The organism is Streptomyces sp. NPDC007991 (genome assembly GCF_042958445.1).
In the GTDB taxonomy this organism is placed as follows: Bacteria; Actinomycetota; Actinomycetes; order Streptomycetales; family Streptomycetaceae; genus Streptomyces.
Genome location: NZ_JBIBJD010000002.1, coordinates 755,840 through 773,502 on the forward strand (window position 1 = coordinate 755,840; position 17,663 = coordinate 773,502).

General features: G+C 71.3%; 19 protein-coding genes. 9 read left to right on the forward strand and 10 right to left on the reverse strand.

Going from position 1 to position 17,663, the window contains the following annotated elements; all coding sequences use genetic code 11:
* Nucleotides 1–241: 241 nt before the first annotated feature.
* From ACFZDA_RS07480 to ACFZDA_RS07490, 3 genes are read right to left on the reverse strand one after another with little or no spacing between them, the layout of a single operon-like run.
* On the reverse strand, nt 242–2,515 hold the full coding sequence (locus ACFZDA_RS07480; RefSeq protein WP_391076294.1) for an ATP-dependent RecD-like DNA helicase: 2,274 nt from the start codon (nt 2,513–2,515) through the stop codon (nt 242–244).
* A gap of 29 nt (nt 2,516–2,544) precedes the next feature.
* Nucleotides 2,545–2,745, reverse strand: a complete 201-nt coding sequence (locus ACFZDA_RS07485) for a DUF397 domain-containing protein (protein WP_391076297.1) — start codon at nt 2,743–2,745, stop codon at nt 2,545–2,547.
* Nucleotides 2,732–3,556, reverse strand: a complete 825-nt coding sequence (locus tag ACFZDA_RS07490) for a Scr1 family TA system antitoxin-like transcriptional regulator (RefSeq protein WP_391076300.1) — start codon at nt 3,554–3,556, stop codon at nt 2,732–2,734. The genes ACFZDA_RS07485 and ACFZDA_RS07490 overlap by 14 nt, the downstream gene beginning before the upstream one ends.
* Nucleotides 3,557–3,774: 218 nt before the next feature.
* Between ACFZDA_RS07490 and ACFZDA_RS07495 the strand changes: the two genes are divergently transcribed.
* The gene (locus ACFZDA_RS07495) at nt 3,775–4,053 is read left to right on the forward strand and encodes a hypothetical protein (RefSeq protein ID WP_391076303.1); all 279 of its coding nucleotides are present in this window, start codon (nt 3,775–3,777) and stop codon (nt 4,051–4,053) included.
* 19 nt (nt 4,054–4,072) lie between these two features.
* Here the strand turns inward: ACFZDA_RS07495 and ACFZDA_RS07500 are convergent, their stop codons facing one another.
* Nucleotides 4,073–4,333, reverse strand: a complete 261-nt coding sequence (locus tag ACFZDA_RS07500; protein WP_391076307.1) for a hypothetical protein — start codon at nt 4,331–4,333, stop codon at nt 4,073–4,075.
* Between the two features lie 34 nt (nt 4,334–4,367).
* Nucleotides 4,368–4,961, reverse strand: coding sequence for an ABATE domain-containing protein (locus ACFZDA_RS07505; protein WP_391076310.1), 594 nt, complete (start codon nt 4,959–4,961; stop codon nt 4,368–4,370).
* An 86-nt stretch (nt 4,962–5,047) separates the two neighbouring features.
* Between ACFZDA_RS07505 and ACFZDA_RS07510 the strand changes: the two genes are divergently transcribed.
* A complete protein-coding gene (locus ACFZDA_RS07510; RefSeq protein WP_391076313.1) occupies nt 5,048–5,851 on the forward strand; it encodes an MBL fold metallo-hydrolase in 804 nt (267 codons plus the stop codon).
* Nucleotides 5,852–5,858: 7 nt separating this feature from the next.
* Here ACFZDA_RS07510 and ACFZDA_RS07515 read toward each other — a convergent pair whose 3' ends face one another.
* Nucleotides 5,859–6,503, reverse strand: a complete 645-nt coding sequence (locus ACFZDA_RS07515) for a dihydrofolate reductase family protein (RefSeq protein ID WP_391076316.1) — start codon at nt 6,501–6,503, stop codon at nt 5,859–5,861.
* 333 nt (nt 6,504–6,836) lie between these two features.
* On the opposite strand from ACFZDA_RS07515, the gene ACFZDA_RS07520 reads away from it, so the two are divergent.
* The 5 genes from ACFZDA_RS07520 to rbsD all read left to right on the forward strand — a co-directional run bounded on the left by ACFZDA_RS07520 (nt 6,837) and on the right by rbsD (nt 12,748).
* A complete protein-coding gene (locus tag ACFZDA_RS07520; protein ID WP_391076319.1) occupies nt 6,837–7,904 on the forward strand; it encodes a substrate-binding domain-containing protein in 1,068 nt (355 codons plus the stop codon).
* Entirely contained in the window at nt 7,901–9,445 is a 1,545-nt protein-coding gene (locus ACFZDA_RS07525) for an ATP-binding cassette domain-containing protein (RefSeq protein WP_391076322.1), read from the forward strand. The genes ACFZDA_RS07520 and ACFZDA_RS07525 overlap by 4 nt, the downstream gene beginning before the upstream one ends.
* Nucleotides 9,435–11,384 carry a substrate-binding domain-containing protein gene (locus ACFZDA_RS07530; RefSeq protein WP_391076325.1) on the forward strand — a complete coding sequence of 650 codons (1,950 nt, stop codon included), beginning with the start codon at nt 9,435–9,437 and terminating at the stop codon, nt 11,382–11,384. The genes ACFZDA_RS07525 and ACFZDA_RS07530 overlap by 11 nt, the downstream gene beginning before the upstream one ends.
* A 75-nt stretch (nt 11,385–11,459) precedes the next feature.
* Nucleotides 11,460–12,362: a PfkB family carbohydrate kinase gene (locus tag ACFZDA_RS07535; RefSeq protein ID WP_391076328.1), complete on the forward strand. Its 903-nt coding sequence runs from the start codon at nt 11,460–11,462 to the stop codon at nt 12,360–12,362.
* Nucleotides 12,359–12,748 (forward strand): D-ribose pyranase, encoded by a 390-nt coding sequence (gene rbsD, locus ACFZDA_RS07540; protein WP_391076331.1) that lies wholly within the window; start codon nt 12,359–12,361, stop codon nt 12,746–12,748. The genes ACFZDA_RS07535 and rbsD overlap by 4 nt, the downstream gene beginning before the upstream one ends.
* Nucleotides 12,749–12,945: 197 nt before the next feature.
* Here the strand turns inward: rbsD and ACFZDA_RS07545 are convergent, their stop codons facing one another.
* Nucleotides 12,946–13,449 carry a GNAT family N-acetyltransferase gene (locus ACFZDA_RS07545; protein ID WP_391076334.1) on the reverse strand — a complete coding sequence of 168 codons (504 nt, stop codon included), beginning with the start codon at nt 13,447–13,449 and terminating at the stop codon, nt 12,946–12,948.
* A gap of 76 nt (nt 13,450–13,525) precedes the next feature.
* Nucleotides 13,526–14,350 (reverse strand): prolyl oligopeptidase family serine peptidase, encoded by an 825-nt coding sequence (locus ACFZDA_RS07550; RefSeq protein WP_391076337.1) that lies wholly within the window; start codon nt 14,348–14,350, stop codon nt 13,526–13,528.
* 232 nt (nt 14,351–14,582) lie between these two features.
* Here ACFZDA_RS07550 and ACFZDA_RS07555 point away from each other — a divergent pair, with 232 nt between their 5' ends.
* Nucleotides 14,583–14,735: a hypothetical protein gene (locus tag ACFZDA_RS07555; RefSeq protein ID WP_391076834.1), complete on the forward strand. Its 153-nt coding sequence runs from the start codon at nt 14,583–14,585 to the stop codon at nt 14,733–14,735.
* A gap of 72 nt (nt 14,736–14,807) precedes the next feature.
* Here ACFZDA_RS07555 and ACFZDA_RS07560 read toward each other — a convergent pair whose 3' ends face one another.
* Both ACFZDA_RS07560 and ACFZDA_RS07565 read right to left on the reverse strand, forming a co-directional pair.
* Complete coding sequence (locus tag ACFZDA_RS07560) at nt 14,808–15,611, reverse strand: TIM barrel protein (protein ID WP_391076340.1); 804 nt, start codon at nt 15,609–15,611, stop codon at nt 14,808–14,810.
* A gap of 220 nt (nt 15,612–15,831) precedes the next feature.
* The gene (locus ACFZDA_RS07565; protein ID WP_391076343.1) at nt 15,832–16,764 is read right to left on the reverse strand and encodes a GNAT family N-acetyltransferase; all 933 of its coding nucleotides are present in this window, start codon (nt 16,762–16,764) and stop codon (nt 15,832–15,834) included.
* 213 nt (nt 16,765–16,977) lie between these two features.
* Here ACFZDA_RS07565 and ACFZDA_RS07570 point away from each other — a divergent pair, with 213 nt between their 5' ends.
* The gene (locus ACFZDA_RS07570) at nt 16,978–17,550 is read left to right on the forward strand and encodes a dihydrofolate reductase family protein (protein WP_391076346.1); all 573 of its coding nucleotides are present in this window, start codon (nt 16,978–16,980) and stop codon (nt 17,548–17,550) included.
* Nucleotides 17,551–17,663: the final 113 nt, after the last annotated feature.

Here is a 17,663-nt window from a genome sequence, read left to right on the forward strand (position 1 = left end):
CCTGTCCATCCTGCCCCCTCCTGCCCTCCCGAGGAAAGCACTGTGTGACCTTTGCGACTTGTTTGATCGATCATTTTTCGGTCCGCGGGTGCCGGCGGGGGTGTGGTGGCCCTGACCCGGGGTCAGCACCTCGTCAACCTGACGCCGGGGTGCTGCTCAGCGGCTTCCTCGGCCCGAGGACCCGCGTGCTGTCACGGTGCGGGGCGCGGCGTTCTCCCGGCAGCGCGTGAACGCGTCGGCGTCAGGGTGACCCGTCCGGGGGCCGGCCCCCGGCCAGGCGGAAGTCCAGCGCCGTGCACCGCCGCCCCGCGGACACCGTACGGACCGCCTGGCCCAGGGCCTTGCGCGAACCGACCAGCACCACCAGCTTCTTCGCCCGAGTGACCGCCGTGTACAGCAGGTTGCGCTGGAGCATCATCCAGGCCCCGGTGGTGACCGGGATGACGACAGCGGGGTACTCACTGCCCTGGGAGCGGTGGATCGTCACCGCGTACGCGTGGGCGAGCTCGTCGAGTTCGTCGAACTCGTACGGCACCTCCTCGTCCTCGTCCGTCCGCACCGTCAACCGCTGGTCGTCGAGGTTGAGGGAAGTGACCACGCCGACCGTGCCGTTGAAGACGCCGTTCTCGCCCTTCTCGTAGTTGTTGCGGATCTGCGTGACCTTGTCGCCGACGCGGAAGACGCGACCGCCGAACCGCTTCTCGGGAAGGTCGGGGCGGCCGGGGGTGATGGCCTGCTGGAGCAGGCCGTTGAGGGTGCCCGCGCCGGCCGGGCCGCGGTGCATGGGGGCCAGGACCTGCACGTCCCGGCGGGGGTCCAGCCCGAACTTGGCGGGGATCCGCCGCGCCGCCACGTCCACCGTGAGCCGCCCGGCCTCCTCCGTGTCGTCCTCGACGAAGAGGAAGAAGTCCTTCATGCCGTCGGTGAGCGGGTGTTGGCCGGCGTTGATCCGGTGCGCGTTCGTCACCACGCCCGACTGCTGGGCCTGGCGGAAGACCCGGGTGAGGCGGACGGCGGGGACCGGGCTCCCGTCGGCCAGGAGGTCGCGCAGCACCTCGCCCGCGCCGACGCTGGGCAGCTGGTCCACGTCCCCGACGAACAGGAGATGCGCTCCCGGCGGCACCGCCTTCACCAGTTTGTTGGCGAGCAGCAGGTCCAGCATGGACGCCTCGTCGACCACCACCAGGTCGGCGTCCAGCGGGCGGTCCCGGTCGTAGGCCGCGTCCCCGCCGGGCTTCAGCTCCAGCAGACGGTGGACCGTGGAGGCCTCGGCGCCGGTGAGCTCGGACAGGCGCTTGGCGGCCCGGCCGGTCGGGGCAGCGAGCACGACCTTCGCCTTCTTGGCGCGGGCCAGCTCCACGATGGAGCGGACCGTGAAGGACTTGCCGCAGCCGGGGCCGCCGGTGAGGACGGCGACCTTCTCGGTCAGCGCGAGCTTGACGGCGGCCTCCTGCTCGGGGGCGAGGTCGGCGCCGGTGCGTGTCCTCAGCCAGCCGAGGGCCTTGTCCCAGGTCACCGCCCGGAAGCCCGGCATCCGGTCCTCCTCCGTGCGCAGGAGGCGAAGCAGCTGGGCGGAGAGGGAGAGTTCGGCGCGGTGGAAGGGCACGAGGTAGATCGCGGTGACGGGCTCGCCGCCGTCCGGGCCGGGGACCTTCTCCCGTACGACTCCGGGGTCCTCGCCGTCCTGAGGGGGTTCGGCCAGCTCGGCGAGGCACTCGATGACCAGGCCCGTGTCGACCTGGAGGAGCTTGACCGCGTCCTTGATCAGCTGCTCCTCCGGGAGGAAGCAGTGGCCCTGGTCGGTGGACTGCGACAGCGCGTACTGCAGGCCCGCCTTGACGCGCTCCGGGCTGTCGTGCGGGATGCCGACGGACTGGGCGATCTTGTCTGCGGTGAGGAATCCGATGCCCCAGACGTCGGCGGCGAGGCGGTAGGGCTGGTTCTTCACGACGGAGATGGACGCGTCGCCGTACTTCTTGTAGATCCGCACCGCGATGGACGTGGACACCTCCACCGTCTGGAGGAAGAGCATGACCTCCTTGATCGCCTTCTGCTCCTCCCAGGCGTCGGCGATCTTCTTCGTCCGCTTGGGCCCGAGGCCCGGGACCTCGATGAGCCGCTTGGGCTCCTCCTCGATGATCTGGAGGGTGTCCAGCCCGAAGTGCTGCGTGATGCGATCGGCGAAGACCGGGCCGATGCCCTTGACCAGGCCGGAGCCGAGGTAGCGGCGGATGCCCTGGACGGTGGCCGGCAGGACGGTCGTGTAGTTCTCCACGTGGAACTGCTTGCCGTACTGGGGATGCGAGCCCCAGCGGCCCTCCATGCGCAGGGACTCCCCGACCTGGGCGCCGAGCAGCGCGCCCACGACCGTGAGCAGATCACCGCCGCCTCTGCCGGTGTCGACCCGGGCGACGGTGTAGCCGTTCTCCTCGTTCGCGTACGTGATCCGCTCGAGAACGCCTTCGAGCACGGCGAGTCGCCGTTCGCCGGCGGGGGTTCCCGTCTGGTTGGGCATGATCCGACCGTACCGCCGGGGTACGACAGTCAGGCCCTTATGTGACCTTCCTTGACAGCCGTCACGAACGCCGTCCAGCCGTGCGTGGAGAAGACCAGGGTGGGGCCGGGGGTGGTCTTGCTGTCGCGGACGGGGACGTCGGGGTGGTCGCGGGCGACTTCGAGGCACTCGGCTTGACTGCCACCGCTGTAGCTGGACTTGTACCACCCGCTGTGTTCACTGCTGATCATGCGCGTGTTCCTCTGCTGCCGACCGGACGAGGGCCAGTGACTCCTGCTGCGACAACGCGTCGCTCAGGGCCAGAGAGTAGGCGGTCTGGCAGGTGCTCACCAGCGCCGGATCGTCCATCAGACGTCCGGTCTCGAATGCGTCGACGTATGCCACCGGGGCGGAGTCCTCAAAGGTCATCAGGGTGAGCAGGCTCTCCATGAGCGGATGCGCACCGACCCGGTACGGGAGGACGTGCAGCCGGATCCGCCGTGACGCGGCCAAGTCCGCGATCTTGTACAGCTGTTCCGCCATGACCTGCGGGCCACCCACAGAGCGTCGCAGGACGGCCTCGTCGAGAAGTGTCCAGACGACCGGAGCCGACGGCCCGTCGAGGATCCGGGCACGCCCTGTTCGGATGACAACCTGCCTGTCAAGTTCCTGGTCGGTGGAGTTGAGGCGGTAAGCGGCGAACACCGCCCGCGCGTAATCGGGTGTCTGGAGCAGGCCGGGGACCAGTGAGAGCGCGAACTGCTGGATCACCGTTGCCTGTCGCTCCAGTTCGGCGGCGGCAGCAAAGCGCGGGTCGTACTTGTTCTCCAGGTCCTCCAGCCACCGCGCGAAGAACCCGTCCGTCCCCAGCGCACGGTCGATCCGCTGCGCGTCGTCGGGTTTGGGCAGCCGCCTGCCGGCCTCGAAGTGGCTGATCAGTGTGGGGGAGCACACGACCTGGTCGCTCAGTTCCTCCTGGGTGAGGCCGGCCGCAGTCCGCCGAAGCCTCAGCTCCTCCCCGTACTTCTCCCGCAGCGTTCGAGGCGTACGACGTTCGTCCATGCGGCCAACTCCCTTTCTTGACAAGCGCGATGTCAAGCCCCAACCCCTGGCAGCGTAGCCAGCGCCGACCCCACTCTGTGAGTGATTCACCACAGAACGCAGTCACCGCAGGTCGGAAGGCAAGCAGACATGACAGACCTCATCGCCCGAGCCGAACGTCCGTTGCGTGGAGAGGACAACCGACTGGTCCGTCCCTACCTGGCGGCGGAGGTGCGCGCGTGACGGCCGGGCGACTGCTGCCTTGGACCGCTGTCGACGGCAGACCGTGCTACCTCGTGGGCGACGGGACCGGATACGTCTCACGCCTGGCCGACGACATCGAAGCCGTACAGCTGGACATGGCGGACGATCTTCTCGGCCACGCCGCCGCACTCCTCGCGGAACACCGCGTGACGAGCGCGGAGCTGCGCTATCTGGCCCTGCGGCTCGCCGAGTCCCTGCGGGACGTCAAGCGGGTGGCGGAGAGCAGAGGGGCACGGCTCGACCCGTCACCGTGATTCCGACCGAGGATCAGAGTCACTCTCCGGACTGCCGCTCGTGTTGGTGGGTGCCGCGGGCCAGTTCCTGGAGCAGCTCGTGTTCGCTCTTCCCGACATCCCTGGCCATCTTGCTCAGCAGCAGGGCGCAGAGGGCCGCCGCCCCGTCCATCAGGGCCTCGGTCGCCATGGGGTCCTCGCGCCGTCGTTCTGTCACGTAGTCCGCCAGCAGGTCGTTGCCGGAGACGTAGGCGGTCATGAACTCGATGCCGTTACGGAGACGGTCGTAGTCGCTGGTCATGGTCGAACCGTCCCACACGAGTGAAGCGAACGAGTCATCGCGGGTTGCTGCGGCGGGCATACGCCCGGGCCGCGCGGGCGCGGTCGCCGCAGCGGGTGGAGCACCACTGGCGGCGGCCGTGGCGGAGCAGGTAGCGGTTGCAGGGCGGGGAGCCGCAGGCGGTGAGGCGCTCGGCGTCGGGCGACGTGAGCAGGTCGGCGGCGTCGGCGGCGAGGGTGGCCAGGGCCAGGTCGACGATCGCGGTGGTGGGGTGGGGGGCCGTGCGGTAGGGGCCGGTCTTGTCGTCCCACCGCAGCAGCGGGGCCGTGGGGACCCGGGTCATCGCGTCGTTGACGGCCGCCACGGCCGCGGGGAGGGCCGGCAGGCCTTCGGCGCGGGCGGCGAACAGCGACCTGATCTGTTCGCGCAGGGAGCGCAGCTGGGTCGCGCACATCTCCCGCATGCCGGCGTCGACCGGGGCGAGGCCGCGCTGGGTGAGCCAGTGGTTCGCCTGGTCCGGGGTGCCCAGGAAGTCGGCCGTGTGCCCGCCGGGCAGGGCGATGGCGCTGTTGACGAGGGCGAGGGAGGGGTGTTCCTCCTCGCCCTGGGCGGGCGGCGGGGCGGGCTGTTCGGTCACGGACTCTTCCATGTTTCTCATGGTACGGCTTGCACTTATCCGTGAGAAGTAGGTACGGTCGTCTCACGGTTCAAATACATCCATCCGTGAGGTTCTTCATGTCTGCCCTGCCTGCGACGACCGCCTCCTTCCCCGTCCGCGTCTTCGGCGGCCCGACCGCCCTCTTCGAGTACGGCGGCCTGCGCTTCCTGACCGACCCCACCTTCGACGGTCCCGGCGACTACCCCCGCGGTGGCGGCCGGTTCCTGACCAAGACCGCGCCCTCCAGCACCACCCCCGCCGAGCTCGGCCGCGTCGACGTGGTGCTGCTCTCCCACGACGAGCACGCCGACAACCTCGACACCTCCGGCCGGGCCCTCCTCTCCGGCATACCGCTGACCCTGACCACGCCCGGCGGCGGCGAGCGCCTGCGCGAAGGCCTGGGAGAGAAGGTCAGGGGTCTGGCCGACTGGGAGTCCGTCGAGGTGGAGCGCCCCGACGGCGGCACGGTCACCGTGACCGGCGTGCCCGCCCTGCACGGCCCCGGCCTCCGCGAGGAGGTCGAGCCGGTCACCGGCCAGGTCGTCGGGTTCGTCCTGACGGGCGAGGGCCTGCCCACCGTCTACGTCAGCGGCGACAACGCCTCCCTCGAAGCGGTCCGCGAGATCGCCGGCCGCTTCGCGCCCGTCGACACCGCCGTGCTCTTCGCGGGCGCTCCGCGGTTCAACGTCCTCTTCGACAACCAGGTCGTCGTCCTGGACAGCGCCATGGCCGCCGAGGCCGCGCGCATCCTCGGCGCCCGCCGCGTGGTCCCGGTGCACTACGACAGCTGGGCCCACTTCACCGAGGGCCGTGAGGAGCTGGCGGCGGCTTTCACCGCCGCGGGGCTGGCCGACCGTCTGGACTGGGGCGGACGCGACTGACCTGCCGTCACTTCCGCCAGAACAGGTGATGCGTCACGCCGCTGGGACTCGGCACGACATCGCAGTGGAACCGGTCGAACAGCTCCTCCGGCGACTCCCAGAGCCGTGAACCGGATCCGAGCTTCAGCGGCGAGACCGCCACGTGCAGCGTGTCGACCAGGTCGGCGTCGAGGAACTCGCGGACGGTCATGGCTCCGCCGCCGAGCCGAACGTCCTTGCCCTGGGCCGCCTCCCTGGCCTTTTCGAGGACCGCGGCCGGGTCGCCGCCGACGAAGTGGAACGTCGTGTCGGACAGGGTGAACGAGGGGCGTTCGTGGTGGGTCATGACGAACACCGGCGTGTGGAACGGGGGCTCGTCACCCCACCAGCCCTGCCACTCGTAGTCCTGCCAGGGGCCGCGCTGGGGGCCGAACTTGTTGCGGCCCATGATCTCGGCGCCGATGTTGTTCGCGAAGTCGCGTGTGAAGTAGTCGTCGAGACCGCGGCTCCCGCCGGGGTCGGTGCGGTTGGGCCAGCTCGCCGTGGCGCCGGCCCAGGCGAACATCTGCCCCGGGTCGGCGTGCCCGAAGGGCCGCTCCAGGCTCTGGTGCTCACCGGCACCGAATCCGTCGCTGGAGACGTTGAAGTTCTGTACTCGCAGTAGCTGGGGCACGGCGCTCCTCCTGTGGTGGTCGATGCCCGTGGTGGTCGACGAGGGACAGACCGCCCGGGCCGGCGAAACTCATCGGTGGCTCGGGGACAACTCCGCGAACTCGCTGTCCTCCAGGGCGACCGGGACATGGCCAGGACCCCAGTAGTACGCCTGTCCCGCCTCTAGTACGGGCCTCGCGGCAACGGATCTTCTCCTTCCACCCTGAACCGCCGCGGACCGGCCCGCGACATCACGATCCGGTCAAGAGGTGCCCTCGGGGTCTTGATTTACCGGCGTGTAATCGATTCCATCCACCCGTCGGTGTAATCGATTCCACGAGGGGGTGGAGCGGCGGTGGCCAGCATCAAGGACGTCGCTGCCGAGGCAGGCGTATCCGTCGCCACGGTCTCGCGCGTCCTGAACGACCACCCGTCGGTCAGCGCCGACGCACGCACCCGCGTGCTGGCCGCCGTCGAGTCCCTGGGCTACCGCCCGAACGCCGTCGCCCGCTCCCTGCGCACCGACCAGACCCACACCCTCGGCCTGGTCATCAGCGACGTACTGAACCCGTACTTCACCGAGCTGGCCCGCTCCGTCGAGGAGGAGGCCCGCGCGCTCGGCTACAGCGTCATCATCGGCAACGCCGACGAGCGGCCCGACCTCCAGGACCACCACGTACGCAACCTGCTGGACCGGCGGATCGACGGGCTGCTCGTCTCCCCCACGGACGGCGGCTCGCCACTGATGCTGGACGCGGCCCGGACCGGGACGCCCATGGTGTTCGTGGACCGGTGGATCCCGGGCGTGGACGTGCCGGTGGTCCGGGCGGACGGCCGGGCCGCCGTCCGGGACCTCGTGGCGCATCTGTACGGGCTCGGGCACCGGCGGGTCGCGATCATCGCGGGTCCCGCCGCCACCACGACCGGGCGGGAGCGGGTCGAGGCCTTCCGGGAAGCCCTGGGCGCCCACGGCCTCGCCCTGCCCGACGCCTACATAGGGCAGGGCGACTTCCAGGCCGAGAGCGGGCGCCGGGTCACCGAGGGGTTCCTCGACCTCGCCGAGCCGCCCGAGGCCGTGTTCGCGGCCGACAACCTGATGGCGCTGGGCGCGCTGGACGCCGTACGCGCGCGTGGCCTGCGCGTGCCGGACGACATCGCGCTGGCCGCCTTCGACGACATCCCGTGGTTCGTGCACACCGATCCGCCGGTCACCGCGATCGCCCAGCCGACCGGTGAACTGGGGCGGGCCGCCGTGCGCGCGCTGGTCGACCGGATCGAGGGGCGGCCCGGCGAGTCCGTCACCCTCCCCGCCCGGCTCGTCGTACGCCGGTCGTGCGGCGAGCCGGATCCGGCCTCCCCGGAGCCGGACCCTGCACAGGCCCCCGCTGTGCAGCCCCCCGCAAAGAACAGGAGCCATTCGTGAGCGACGCGGACGAGTTGCTGCGCATCGAGGGCATACGCAAGACCTTCCCGGGTGTGGTCGCGCTGGACGGCGTGGACTTCGACCTGCGCCGGGGCGAGGTGCATGTGCTGCTCGGTGAGAACGGCGCGGGCAAGAGCACCCTCATCAAGATGCTCTCCGGCGCCTACACGCCCGACGCCGGGCGGATCCTGGTCGGCGGCGAGGAGACGCGCGTCCAGGACGCGCAGGACTCCGAGCGGCTCGGGATCGCCACCATCTACCAGGAGTTCAACCTCGTTCCCGATCTGACGGTCGCCGAGAACCTCTTCCTGGGGCGGCAGCCGCGCCGGTTCGGGGTGATCGACCGCAAGCGGATGGAGGCCGACGCCGAGGTCCTCCTCGCGCGCGTGGGCGTGAACGTGTCACCCCGCGCGCGGGTGCGCGAACTCGGCATCGCGCGCCTGCAGATGGTCGAGATCGCCAAGGCGCTCAGCCTCGACGCGCGGGTGCTCATCATGGACGAGCCGACCGCCGTGCTGACCTCCGAGGAGGTCGAGAAGCTCTTCGCGATCGTGCGCACGCTGCGCGAGGACGGCGTCGGGATCGTCTTCATCACGCATCACCTGGAGGAGATCGCCGCCCTGGGTGACCGGGTGACGGTCCTCCGGGACGGCAGGAGCGTCGGGCAGGTCCCCGCCTCCACCCCGGAGGACGAGCTCGTCCGGCTCATGGTGGGGCGGTCGATCGAGCAGCAGTACCCGCGCGAGCGGACCGACCGCGGCTCCGCCCTGCTGTCCGTCGAGGGCCTGACCCGCGACGGTGTCTTCCACGACGTCAGCTTCGAGGTGCACGCCGGTGAGGTGGTCGGCATCGCGGGGCTGGTCGGGGCCGGACGTACGGAGGTCGTACGGGCCGTGTTCGGGGCGGACCCGTACGACAAGGGGGCCGTGAAGGTCGCCGGTTCCGCCGTCCCCAGGTACGACGTCAACGCGGCGATGACCGCGGGCATCGGGCTCATCCCCGAGGACCGCAAGGGCCAGGGCCTGGTGCTGGACGCCTCGGTCGAGGAGAACCTCGGGCTGGTGACACTGCGGTCCGCCACGCGCGCGGGGCTCGTCGACCTCAAGGGGCAGCGCGAGGCCGCCGAGCGGATCGCGGGGCAGCTCGGGGTGCGGATGGCCGGACTCGGCCAGCACGTGCGCACCCTCTCCGGCGGCAACCAGCAGAAGGTCGTCATCGGCAAGTGGCTGCTCGCCGAGACCAAGGTGCTGATCCTCGACGAGCCGACGCGCGGTATCGACGTCGGCGCCAAGGTCGAGATCTACCAGCTCGTCAACGAACTCACCGCCGCCGGCGCGGCCGTCCTGATGATCTCCAGCGATCTGCCCGAGGTGCTCGGCATGAGCGACCGGGTGCTGGTGATGGCACAGGGCCGGATCGCCGGCGAACTCTCCGCCGACGAGGCGACCCAGGACGCCGTGATGGCACTCGCCGTCAGCACCCCGACGACCACGAGCACGAGCACGACTACGACCGGAACGGAGGCCTCCCGTGGCCACTGACACGCTCAAGAGCACGACGGGCGCGGGTGGCGCCTCGGGCGGCCTGCGCCGTCTCCTGCTCGACAACGGGGCGCTCAGCGCGCTCATCGTCCTCGTCGTCGCGATGTCGGCGCTGTCCGGCGACTTCCTGACGACGGACAACCTGCTGAACGTCGGCGTGCAGGCGGCCGTCACCGCCATCCTCGCCTTCGGCGTCACCTTCGTGATCGTCTCGGCGGGCATCGACCTGTCGGTCGGCTCGGTCGCCGCGCTGGCGGCCACGGTCCTCGCGTGGAGCGCGACCTCGGCGGGCGTCCCCGTGTTCCTCGCCGTCCTGCTCGCCATAGCGACCGGTATCGCGTGCGGCCTGGTCAACGGCATCCTGATCTCCTACGGCAAGCTGCCGCCGTTCATCGCGACGCTGGCCATGCTGTCGGTGGCCCGGGGTCTGTCCCTCGTCATCTCCGAGGGCTCGCCGATCGCCTTCCCCGACTCGGTCTCCCACCTCGGGGACACGCTCGGCGGCTGGCTGCCGGTGCCGGTGCTCGTCATGGTCGTGATGGGCCTGATCGCCGCGTTCGTGCTCGGCCGGACCTACATCGGCCGTTCGATGTACGCGATCGGCGGCAACGAGGAGGCCGCGCGGCTGTCCGGACTGCGCGTGAAGAAGCAGAAGCTCGCGATCTACGCCTTCTCCGGCGTCTTCGCGGCCGTCGCCGGTGTCGTCCTCGCCGCCCGCCTCTCCTCCGCGCAGCCGCAGGCCGCCGACGGCTACGAGCTGGACGCGATCGCCGCGGTCGTCATCGGCGGCGCCTCCCTCGCGGGCGGCACCGGCAAGGCCTCCGGCACGCTCATCGGCGCGCTGATCCTGGCCGTGCTGCGCAACGGGCTGAACCTGCTGAACGTGTCGGCGTTCTGGCAGCAGGTCGTCATCGGCGTCGTCATCGCGCTGGCCGTGCTGCTCGACACCGCCCGCCGCAAGGCCGGGGCGACGCCGGTCGCGGCCGGCACCGGCGGCGACAAGGGCAGGCAGGCGGCGACGTACGCGCTCGCGGCCGTCGTCACCGTCGCGATCGTCGGCGCCACGTCCTTCCTGCACAACGGCTCCTCCTCGGCGAGCACCCCGAAGATGGGCCTGTCGCTGTCCACCCTCAACAACCCCTTCTTCGTGCAGATCCGGGCGGGCGCCCAGGCCGAGGCGAAGAAGCTGGGCGTGGACCTGACCGTCACGGACGCGCAGAACGACGCCTCCCAGCAGGCCAACCAGCTGCAGAACTTCACCAGTTCCGGACTCGGCGCGATCATCGTCAACCCGGTCGACTCGGACGCGGCGAGCAACTCGGTGAAGGCCGCCGACCAGGCGAAGATCCCGGTCATCGCCGTCGACCGCGTCGTCAACAACGCCAGGACGGCCACCCTGGTCGCCTCCGACAACGTCACCGGCGGGGAACTCGCCGCCAAGAGCGTCGCCGAGAAGCTGGGCGGCAAGGGCAAGATCGTGATCCTCCAGGGCCAGGCCGGCACCTCCGCCGCCCGCGAGCGCGCCCAGGGCTTCGCGAACGGACTCAAGGCCTACCCGGGCATCCAGGTCGTCGCCCAGCAGCCCGCCGACTTCGACCGCACCAAGGGCCTCGACGTGATGTCGAACCTGCTCCAGGCCCACCCGGACGTCCAGGGCGTCATCGCCGCCAACGACGAGATGGCGCTCGGCGCGATCAAGGCCCTGGGCTCCAAGGCGGGCACGTCGGTCTCCGTGGTCGGCTTCGACGGCACGCCTGACGGGCTGAAGGCGGTCGAGGGCGGCACGCTGTACGCGTCCGTGGCGCAGCAGCCGTCCCAGCTCGGGAAGATCGCCGTGGACAACGCCCTGAAGGCACTCCAGGGCAAGGAGGTCGAGGAGACGGTGAAGGTGCCGGTGAAGGTGGTCACGAAGGAGAACGTGGCCGGGTTCAGCGGCTGACATCGGGGAACGGCGGGCGGTCAGCCACTCCCGGTGGGGCCGCCCGCCCATGTCACTGACGTGGGGAGACAACGCATGTACGACTACGACCTCCTGGTCGTGGGGTCGGCCAACGCCGACCTGGTGATCGGTGTCGAGCGCCGGCCCGGTGCCGGCGAGACCGTGCTCGGCTCCGACCTGGCCGTCCACCCGGGCGGCAAGGGCGCGAACCAGGCGGTCGCGGCCGCCCGGCTCGGAGCCCGTACGGCTCTGCTGGCCCGGGTCGGCGACGACGCGTACGGCAGGCTGCTGCTCGACTCGCAGCGCTCGGCCGGCGTGGACACGGTGGGTGTCCTGGTGGGCGGCGCGCCGACCGGCATCGCGCTGATCACGGTCGACCCCTCCGGGGACAACAGCATCGTGGTCTCGCCGGGCGCGAACGGCCGGCTGGCCCCGGAGGACGTCAGCGCCGCCGGGAGCCTCTTCCACGCCTCCCGGGTGGTCTCGGCGCAGCTGGAGATCCCGCTGGAGACGGTGGTGGAGGTCGTGCGGAACCTGGCGCCGGAGAGCCGTTTCGTGCTGAACCCCTCGCCGCCGCGGCCCCTTCCGCAGGAGGTGCTGGCGGCGTGCGATCCGCTGATCGTCAACGAGCACGAGGCGAAGGTGATCCTCGGCTCGGCCGCCGTCGGCGACAGCCCGGAGGACTGGGCGCGGATCCTACTCGCGAAGGGCCCGCGGTCGGTGGTGGTGACGCTGGGCGCCGAGGGCGCGCTGGTCGCCTCGGCACAGGGCGTCTCGCGGGTGCCGTCCGTGAAGGTGGACGTGGTGGACACGACCGGCGCGGGTGACGCGTTCACCGCCGCGCTGGCCTTCCGGCTGGGGACGGGTGAGTCCCTCGCGGAGGCGGCCGCGTACGCGGCGCGGGTCGGGGCGGTGGCCGTGACGAGGGAGGGCGCGCAGGCGTCCTTCCCGACGGCGACGGAGGTCGCCGCACTGTGAAGCGGAACGGAATACTGAACCGTCATCTCGCCGGCGCGCTGGCCGAGCTGGGCCACGGGGACGGGGTGCTGGTGTGCGACGCGGGCATGCCCATTCCGGACGGCCCGCGGGTGGTGGACCTCGCCTTCCGGGCCGGGGTGCCGGCGTTCGCCGAGGTGCTGGACGGACTGCTGGCCGAGCTCGTGGTCGAGGGGGCGACGGCGGCGGAGGAGGTACGGCGGGCGAATCCGGCGGCGTCGACGCTGCTGGACGGGTACTTCCCGGCGCTGGACCTCGTCCCGCACGAGCGGCTCAAGGAGCTGTCGGCCGGGGCCCGGCTGATCGTCCGCACGGGCGAGGCACGGCCGTACGCGAACGTGCTGCTGAGGTGCGGTGTCTTCTTCTGAGAGCCAGGACGAGGCTCGGAACGGTTTCGAGGGGGCCCGGTCCGTCGACCGGGCCCCCTCGGCTTTTCCCCTCCCGTCAGGAACCCCCGCGATCCCCCCGGATCCCCCTCCAGAAGTCCTGACACGAAGTACGACCCCCTGGGGGCGGGAAGGGTTGCGCGGCGGAGCAGGAAATTCTTGCCGGATTCCCGAGAAGCTCACGGCGCTCGCCGCGTCAGCACGCGGGTGAGGCCGCCGTCGTCCTCCTGGACGTCCCTGACGTGCGCGAACCCGATCCGGCCGAGCAGGCGCAGCGAGGCCTCGTTCTCCGCGGCGACGGTGGCGTGCACCTCGGTCAGCCCGAGCGTGTCGAAGCCGTACGCCACGAGCGCCTGAGCCAGCTCCGTCCCGAGGCCGCTCCCCCAGGCCTCCGGGGCGAGGGCGTAGACGATCTCGTGCCCGCCGACCGCGTCCGTCCGCTTGACCTCCGCGTGCCCGACCAGTCGCCCGCCGCGCCGGACCGCCCACACGTCGAACAGGTCCTGGGCGTAGACCTTGCTGAAGATCCGCCCGAACAGGGCCCGGTCGTCCGCCTCGGCAGCGGGCCCGTCGCCCATCCACCGGGAGACCCTGGTGTCCTGGAACAGGGCGACGAAGTCCTCTTCGTCGTCCGGGGTGTAGGCGTCGAGGAGGAGACGGGGCGTTCGCAGGGTCGGGGGCATGGGCGGCGACGCTAGCGAGGTGGTCGGCGGGGCCGCAATCCCTTTCGTGGCCGCTGCCCTTCGGGACGGCTCGTCGTCAGCGGCCGAGCCGCCGGCCGAACCACCGCGTCAGGACGTCGTCGACGGCCCTGGCGGCCGGCAGCTGCGGAGCCGGTTCCAGACCGGGTTCGTCGGCCAACGGGTGTGCCAGGTCCGGCACGGTGATCAGCTCGACCTCGTCCGGGCGCGCGTACCGCTCGCGCAGTGCGTCGACCAGGGCGGCGGCGTCCGTGCGGAATTCCGGGTGGTCGCGCTCCCCGCTGACGAGCAGCAGCGGCGGGTGGGCCGTGAGGTCTCCGGCGCGGGCGACGAAGTCCAGTTCGTCGGCGGCCTCGTGGGACTCCTCGGTCCACCGGTACGCCTGTCCGGTGAGGTCCTGGACGCGCTCGACGGCGGAGCGTATCCGCACGGCCGGGTTGACCAGGGCGACCGCCCGGACCGCGATCCGCCGCGTGGTGAGCACCCGCAACGCCACGGCTGCGCCGAGCGAGGCGCCGAGGAGGCCGACCGGCCCGTCGTCGACGGGGAGTTGCTCGCGCAGCGCGGCGAGTGCGGCCGGGAACTCGTCGGCGGCCTGATGGGCGAACGGGGCCAGGAAGGACAGCAGCGCGTCCTCGCGGGCCCGTCGGAGGACGGCGTCGACACGGCCGTCGACCATCCGTGCGCCGCACATCGGCATGCCCAGGTGGACCCGCCAGGCAGGCACCCCGGCCAGGGGCAGGGCGGCCGCGAACGCCGCGTCCGTGCGCGGCGCGTCCAGCATGTGCCAGGTCACGATCAACGGCGCGAGACCGTCGGCGGCTCCGGCCGGCGGGAGCGCGGTGAACGGAACTCCGGCCGCTGTACCAGTGATCGTCTCCATGACTCTCCCTTGCCCTCGGGTCGGGAAGGGCGAGCGTAGTCGCCTCGACGGAGGCGACGGCCCGGCTTCTGCCCAGGGCTAAGGGGTTTGTGCACTGCCAGCGCCCGATGAGGTCGCGTGGTCTGGGGAGCCGGTCGGCCGTCATCGCCGTCGGCCGCTTGCCACGTCGGCATAGCTTTGGGGCACGGGCCGTCCCGGCAGCTTGACAGGGCCGCGAAGGCAAGGACTCGAAGTGGGCGCGCAGGACACCGCCAAGAGGCTGCGGATGATCGGCGACGAGATGACGGAGCGGTTGGCCGGCTCGGTGCTGGAGGCGCTGTGCGACAACCTCCGCTCCGGGGAGGACCTCACCGACGTCCAGCCGCCGCCGACCTCTTCCGCGTGATCCGACCGCACCGGGAGGGCACCGGGCCGCCGTCCGTGCTGTCCGGTGCTCTGCGGAGCCGGCGCGGGACCGTCACGCCGAGTCGTTCAGCAGTCGGTTCAGGTGCTCGCCGCCCGGGCCCAGCAGGCCGGGCAGGTCGGCGGCCGACTCGTACCAGCGCTTCTCGTACTCCCAGCACAGCCAGCCGTCCCAGCCGTGCCGGGAGAGGACCTCCACGCACTCGGCGAGCGGCAGGACGCCCGCGCCGAGCGGCAGCGGTGTCGTGTCCTCGGCCGAGGCGATGTCCTTGACCTGGACGTAGCCCAGGTGCGGGGAGAGGGCCGCGTAGCTCTCCGAGGGCTGTTCGCCGCCCAGCCAGGTGTGCATCACGTCCCACAGCGCGCCCACCTGGCGGTGACCGACCAGCCCGAGGACGCGCATCGCGTCGGCGGCGGTGCGGTGCGAGTCGTGGGTCTCCAGGAGGATGCGCACGCCCAGGTCGCCCGCGTACTCGGCGGCCGTGCCCAGCCGCCGGGCGGCCGTCGCGTCGGCCTCCTCGGGGGTCTGGACGTCCAGGTCGCCGCCGGGGAAGACCCGGATGTACGGGGCGCCGAGGTCGCGGGCCAGGTCGAGGAGGGAGCGGATCTCGGCCAGGACGGGTTCGTCGTCGCCCGGCGCGGCGACCCGGGCGTAGCCCGCCAGGCCCAGGAGCTCTACGCCCGATCCCTTGAACTCGGCCGCGGCATCGGCCCGTTCGGCGGAGCCGAGGCCGGGGTGGACCGGTTCCTCGGGGTGGGCGCGCAGCTCCACGCCGTGGTAGCCGTGCGCGGTCGCGAGCCGCAGGACGTCGGGCAGCGGCATGCCGGGGACACCGAGGGTGGAGAACGCCAGCTTCATGTGGACGGACCCTACCCGGCACCCCGGCCGGCGACTCCCCTGGACCCTGCCGTCACACTCCCGTCGTCCGCCCGAAGGGCGGACCCCGCGGCGTCGGGTGCGTGCTCTCGCCGTGCCGGGCGCAGGCCCGCGTACTGGTTGTACGTGGGCTGTGCCCGGTGCGGCGAGCGTGCGCGCATGGCGTCGCGGGGCAGGCCGGAATTTGACGGCAGGGCCTAGGTCACTCGGGTGTTGCGAGAAGATCCAGTCGCCAGTCCTGGCCGACCAGGTCCTGGCCGAAGGAGCGGTGCGGTTTCTCCGCGACCAGCACGAAGCCGTGGCGCTGGTAGATGCGGCGGGCCGCGGCGAGAATGTCGTTGGTCCACAGGACGACCTCGCGGTAGCCGGCCTCGCGTGCGAAGGCGACGACGGCCCCGACCAGCCGGTCCCCGATGCCCAGGCCGCGCGCGTCCGGCTCGACGAGCAGCAGCCGGAGCCGGGCGGCCCCCGGCACGTCGTCCCGCACGACCATCACGCACCCCACCGGGCGGCCGTCCAGCTCGGCGATCCAGGTCCGCTCCAGGTGCGGGTCGTGGTCCTCGGCGTACTCGGCGACGATCCGGGCGACCAGGCCCTCGTACGCGAGGTCGAAGCCGTACTCGGCGGCGTACAGGGCGGCGTTGCGCTGCACGATCCAGCCGAGGTCGCCGGGGGCGGAATCGCGCAGGACGACGTCCTCGGGGCGTGGCGCCCGGCCCTCGCCCAGGAGCGTCCGGACGGTCCGCAGCGCCTCCGCCAGCCGCGGCCGGTCCTCGGCGCACACGGTGTCCAGCATCGCCCCGACCGACTCCCGCGCCCGCTCGTCGAGGAGCGCGGCGGCCTCCCGGCCGCGCCCGGTGAGGGTGATACGGCGGCGGCGCGGGTCCGTCTCGGACGGCCCGCGCTCGACCAGCCCGTCCTCCTCGAACTTGTTCAGGATGCGGCTCAGGTACCCGGCGTCCAGGTGCAGCTGGGTCCGCAGGTCTGCGGCGTCCGTGCGCGGCGCGTGCGCGAGTTCGTAGAGGACGCGGGACTCGGTGAGGGTGTAGGGCGCGTAGAGGTGACGGCCGTAGTCGAGCGCGCCGATGACGTTCGTGTAGAAGCGGTTGAAGGAGCGAATGTCCTGGACGGTCATGGCCACGACCCCCGATGTTTGACTCAGTCAGAGATTCTGATGGGGTCGAGCCTAGACTTCCAGGACAGCCGGCGCCAGACACGGTGACTTCCGATGAGTTTCCCGGTGATCCGCAGTCAGAGATCATGGTTGGTGCGTCGCGGCTGCGCGTGCGGTGGAAGCGCACCGGCTGATTCTGTAGCGAACCGGACACGAGACACCGAGGAACCTTAGATGCGCACCCTGATCAGCACCGCTTTCATCTCGCTCGACGGCGTCGTGGAGGCCCCGGGCGGCGAGCCCGGTTACCGGAACTCCGGGTGGACCTTCAAGGGCATCGAGTTCCTCCCCGAGGCATTCGAGATCAAGGGCCGGGAACAGAAGGAAGCCACCGCCATGCTGATGGGCCGGACCAGCTACGAGGCGTTCAGCCCGGTGTGGCCCGGCATGGAGGACTTCGCCGACTACAAGGTGATGCCGAAGTACGTCGTCTCCACCACCCTCACCGAGGACGACCTCGTGTCGAACTGGGGCGAGACGACGATCCTGCGCTCGCTCGACGACGTCGCCGCGCTGAAGGAGACCGAGGGCGGCCCGATCATCGTCCACGGCAGTGCCTCCCTGAACCAGGGCCTTTCGGACGCCGGCCTGATCGACCGTTACCACCTGCTGGTCTTCCCGCTCCTGCTCGGCGCGGGCAAGCGGCTCTTCAGCGCCACGGACAAGGACACCCAGAAGCTGAAGCTCGTCGAGCACGAGGTCTATGCCAACGGTCTGCAGAAGAACGTCTTCGACGTCGTCCGCTGACGGGGCTCCCGCACCCGCCCTGCCGTCGCGCCCTCGGCGTGGCACTCGTCGCGGGGACCTGTTCGGTGGGTGGGAGGAGTAGGCCTGGCGGCGGGCACCGGCCGCGAGGGGGA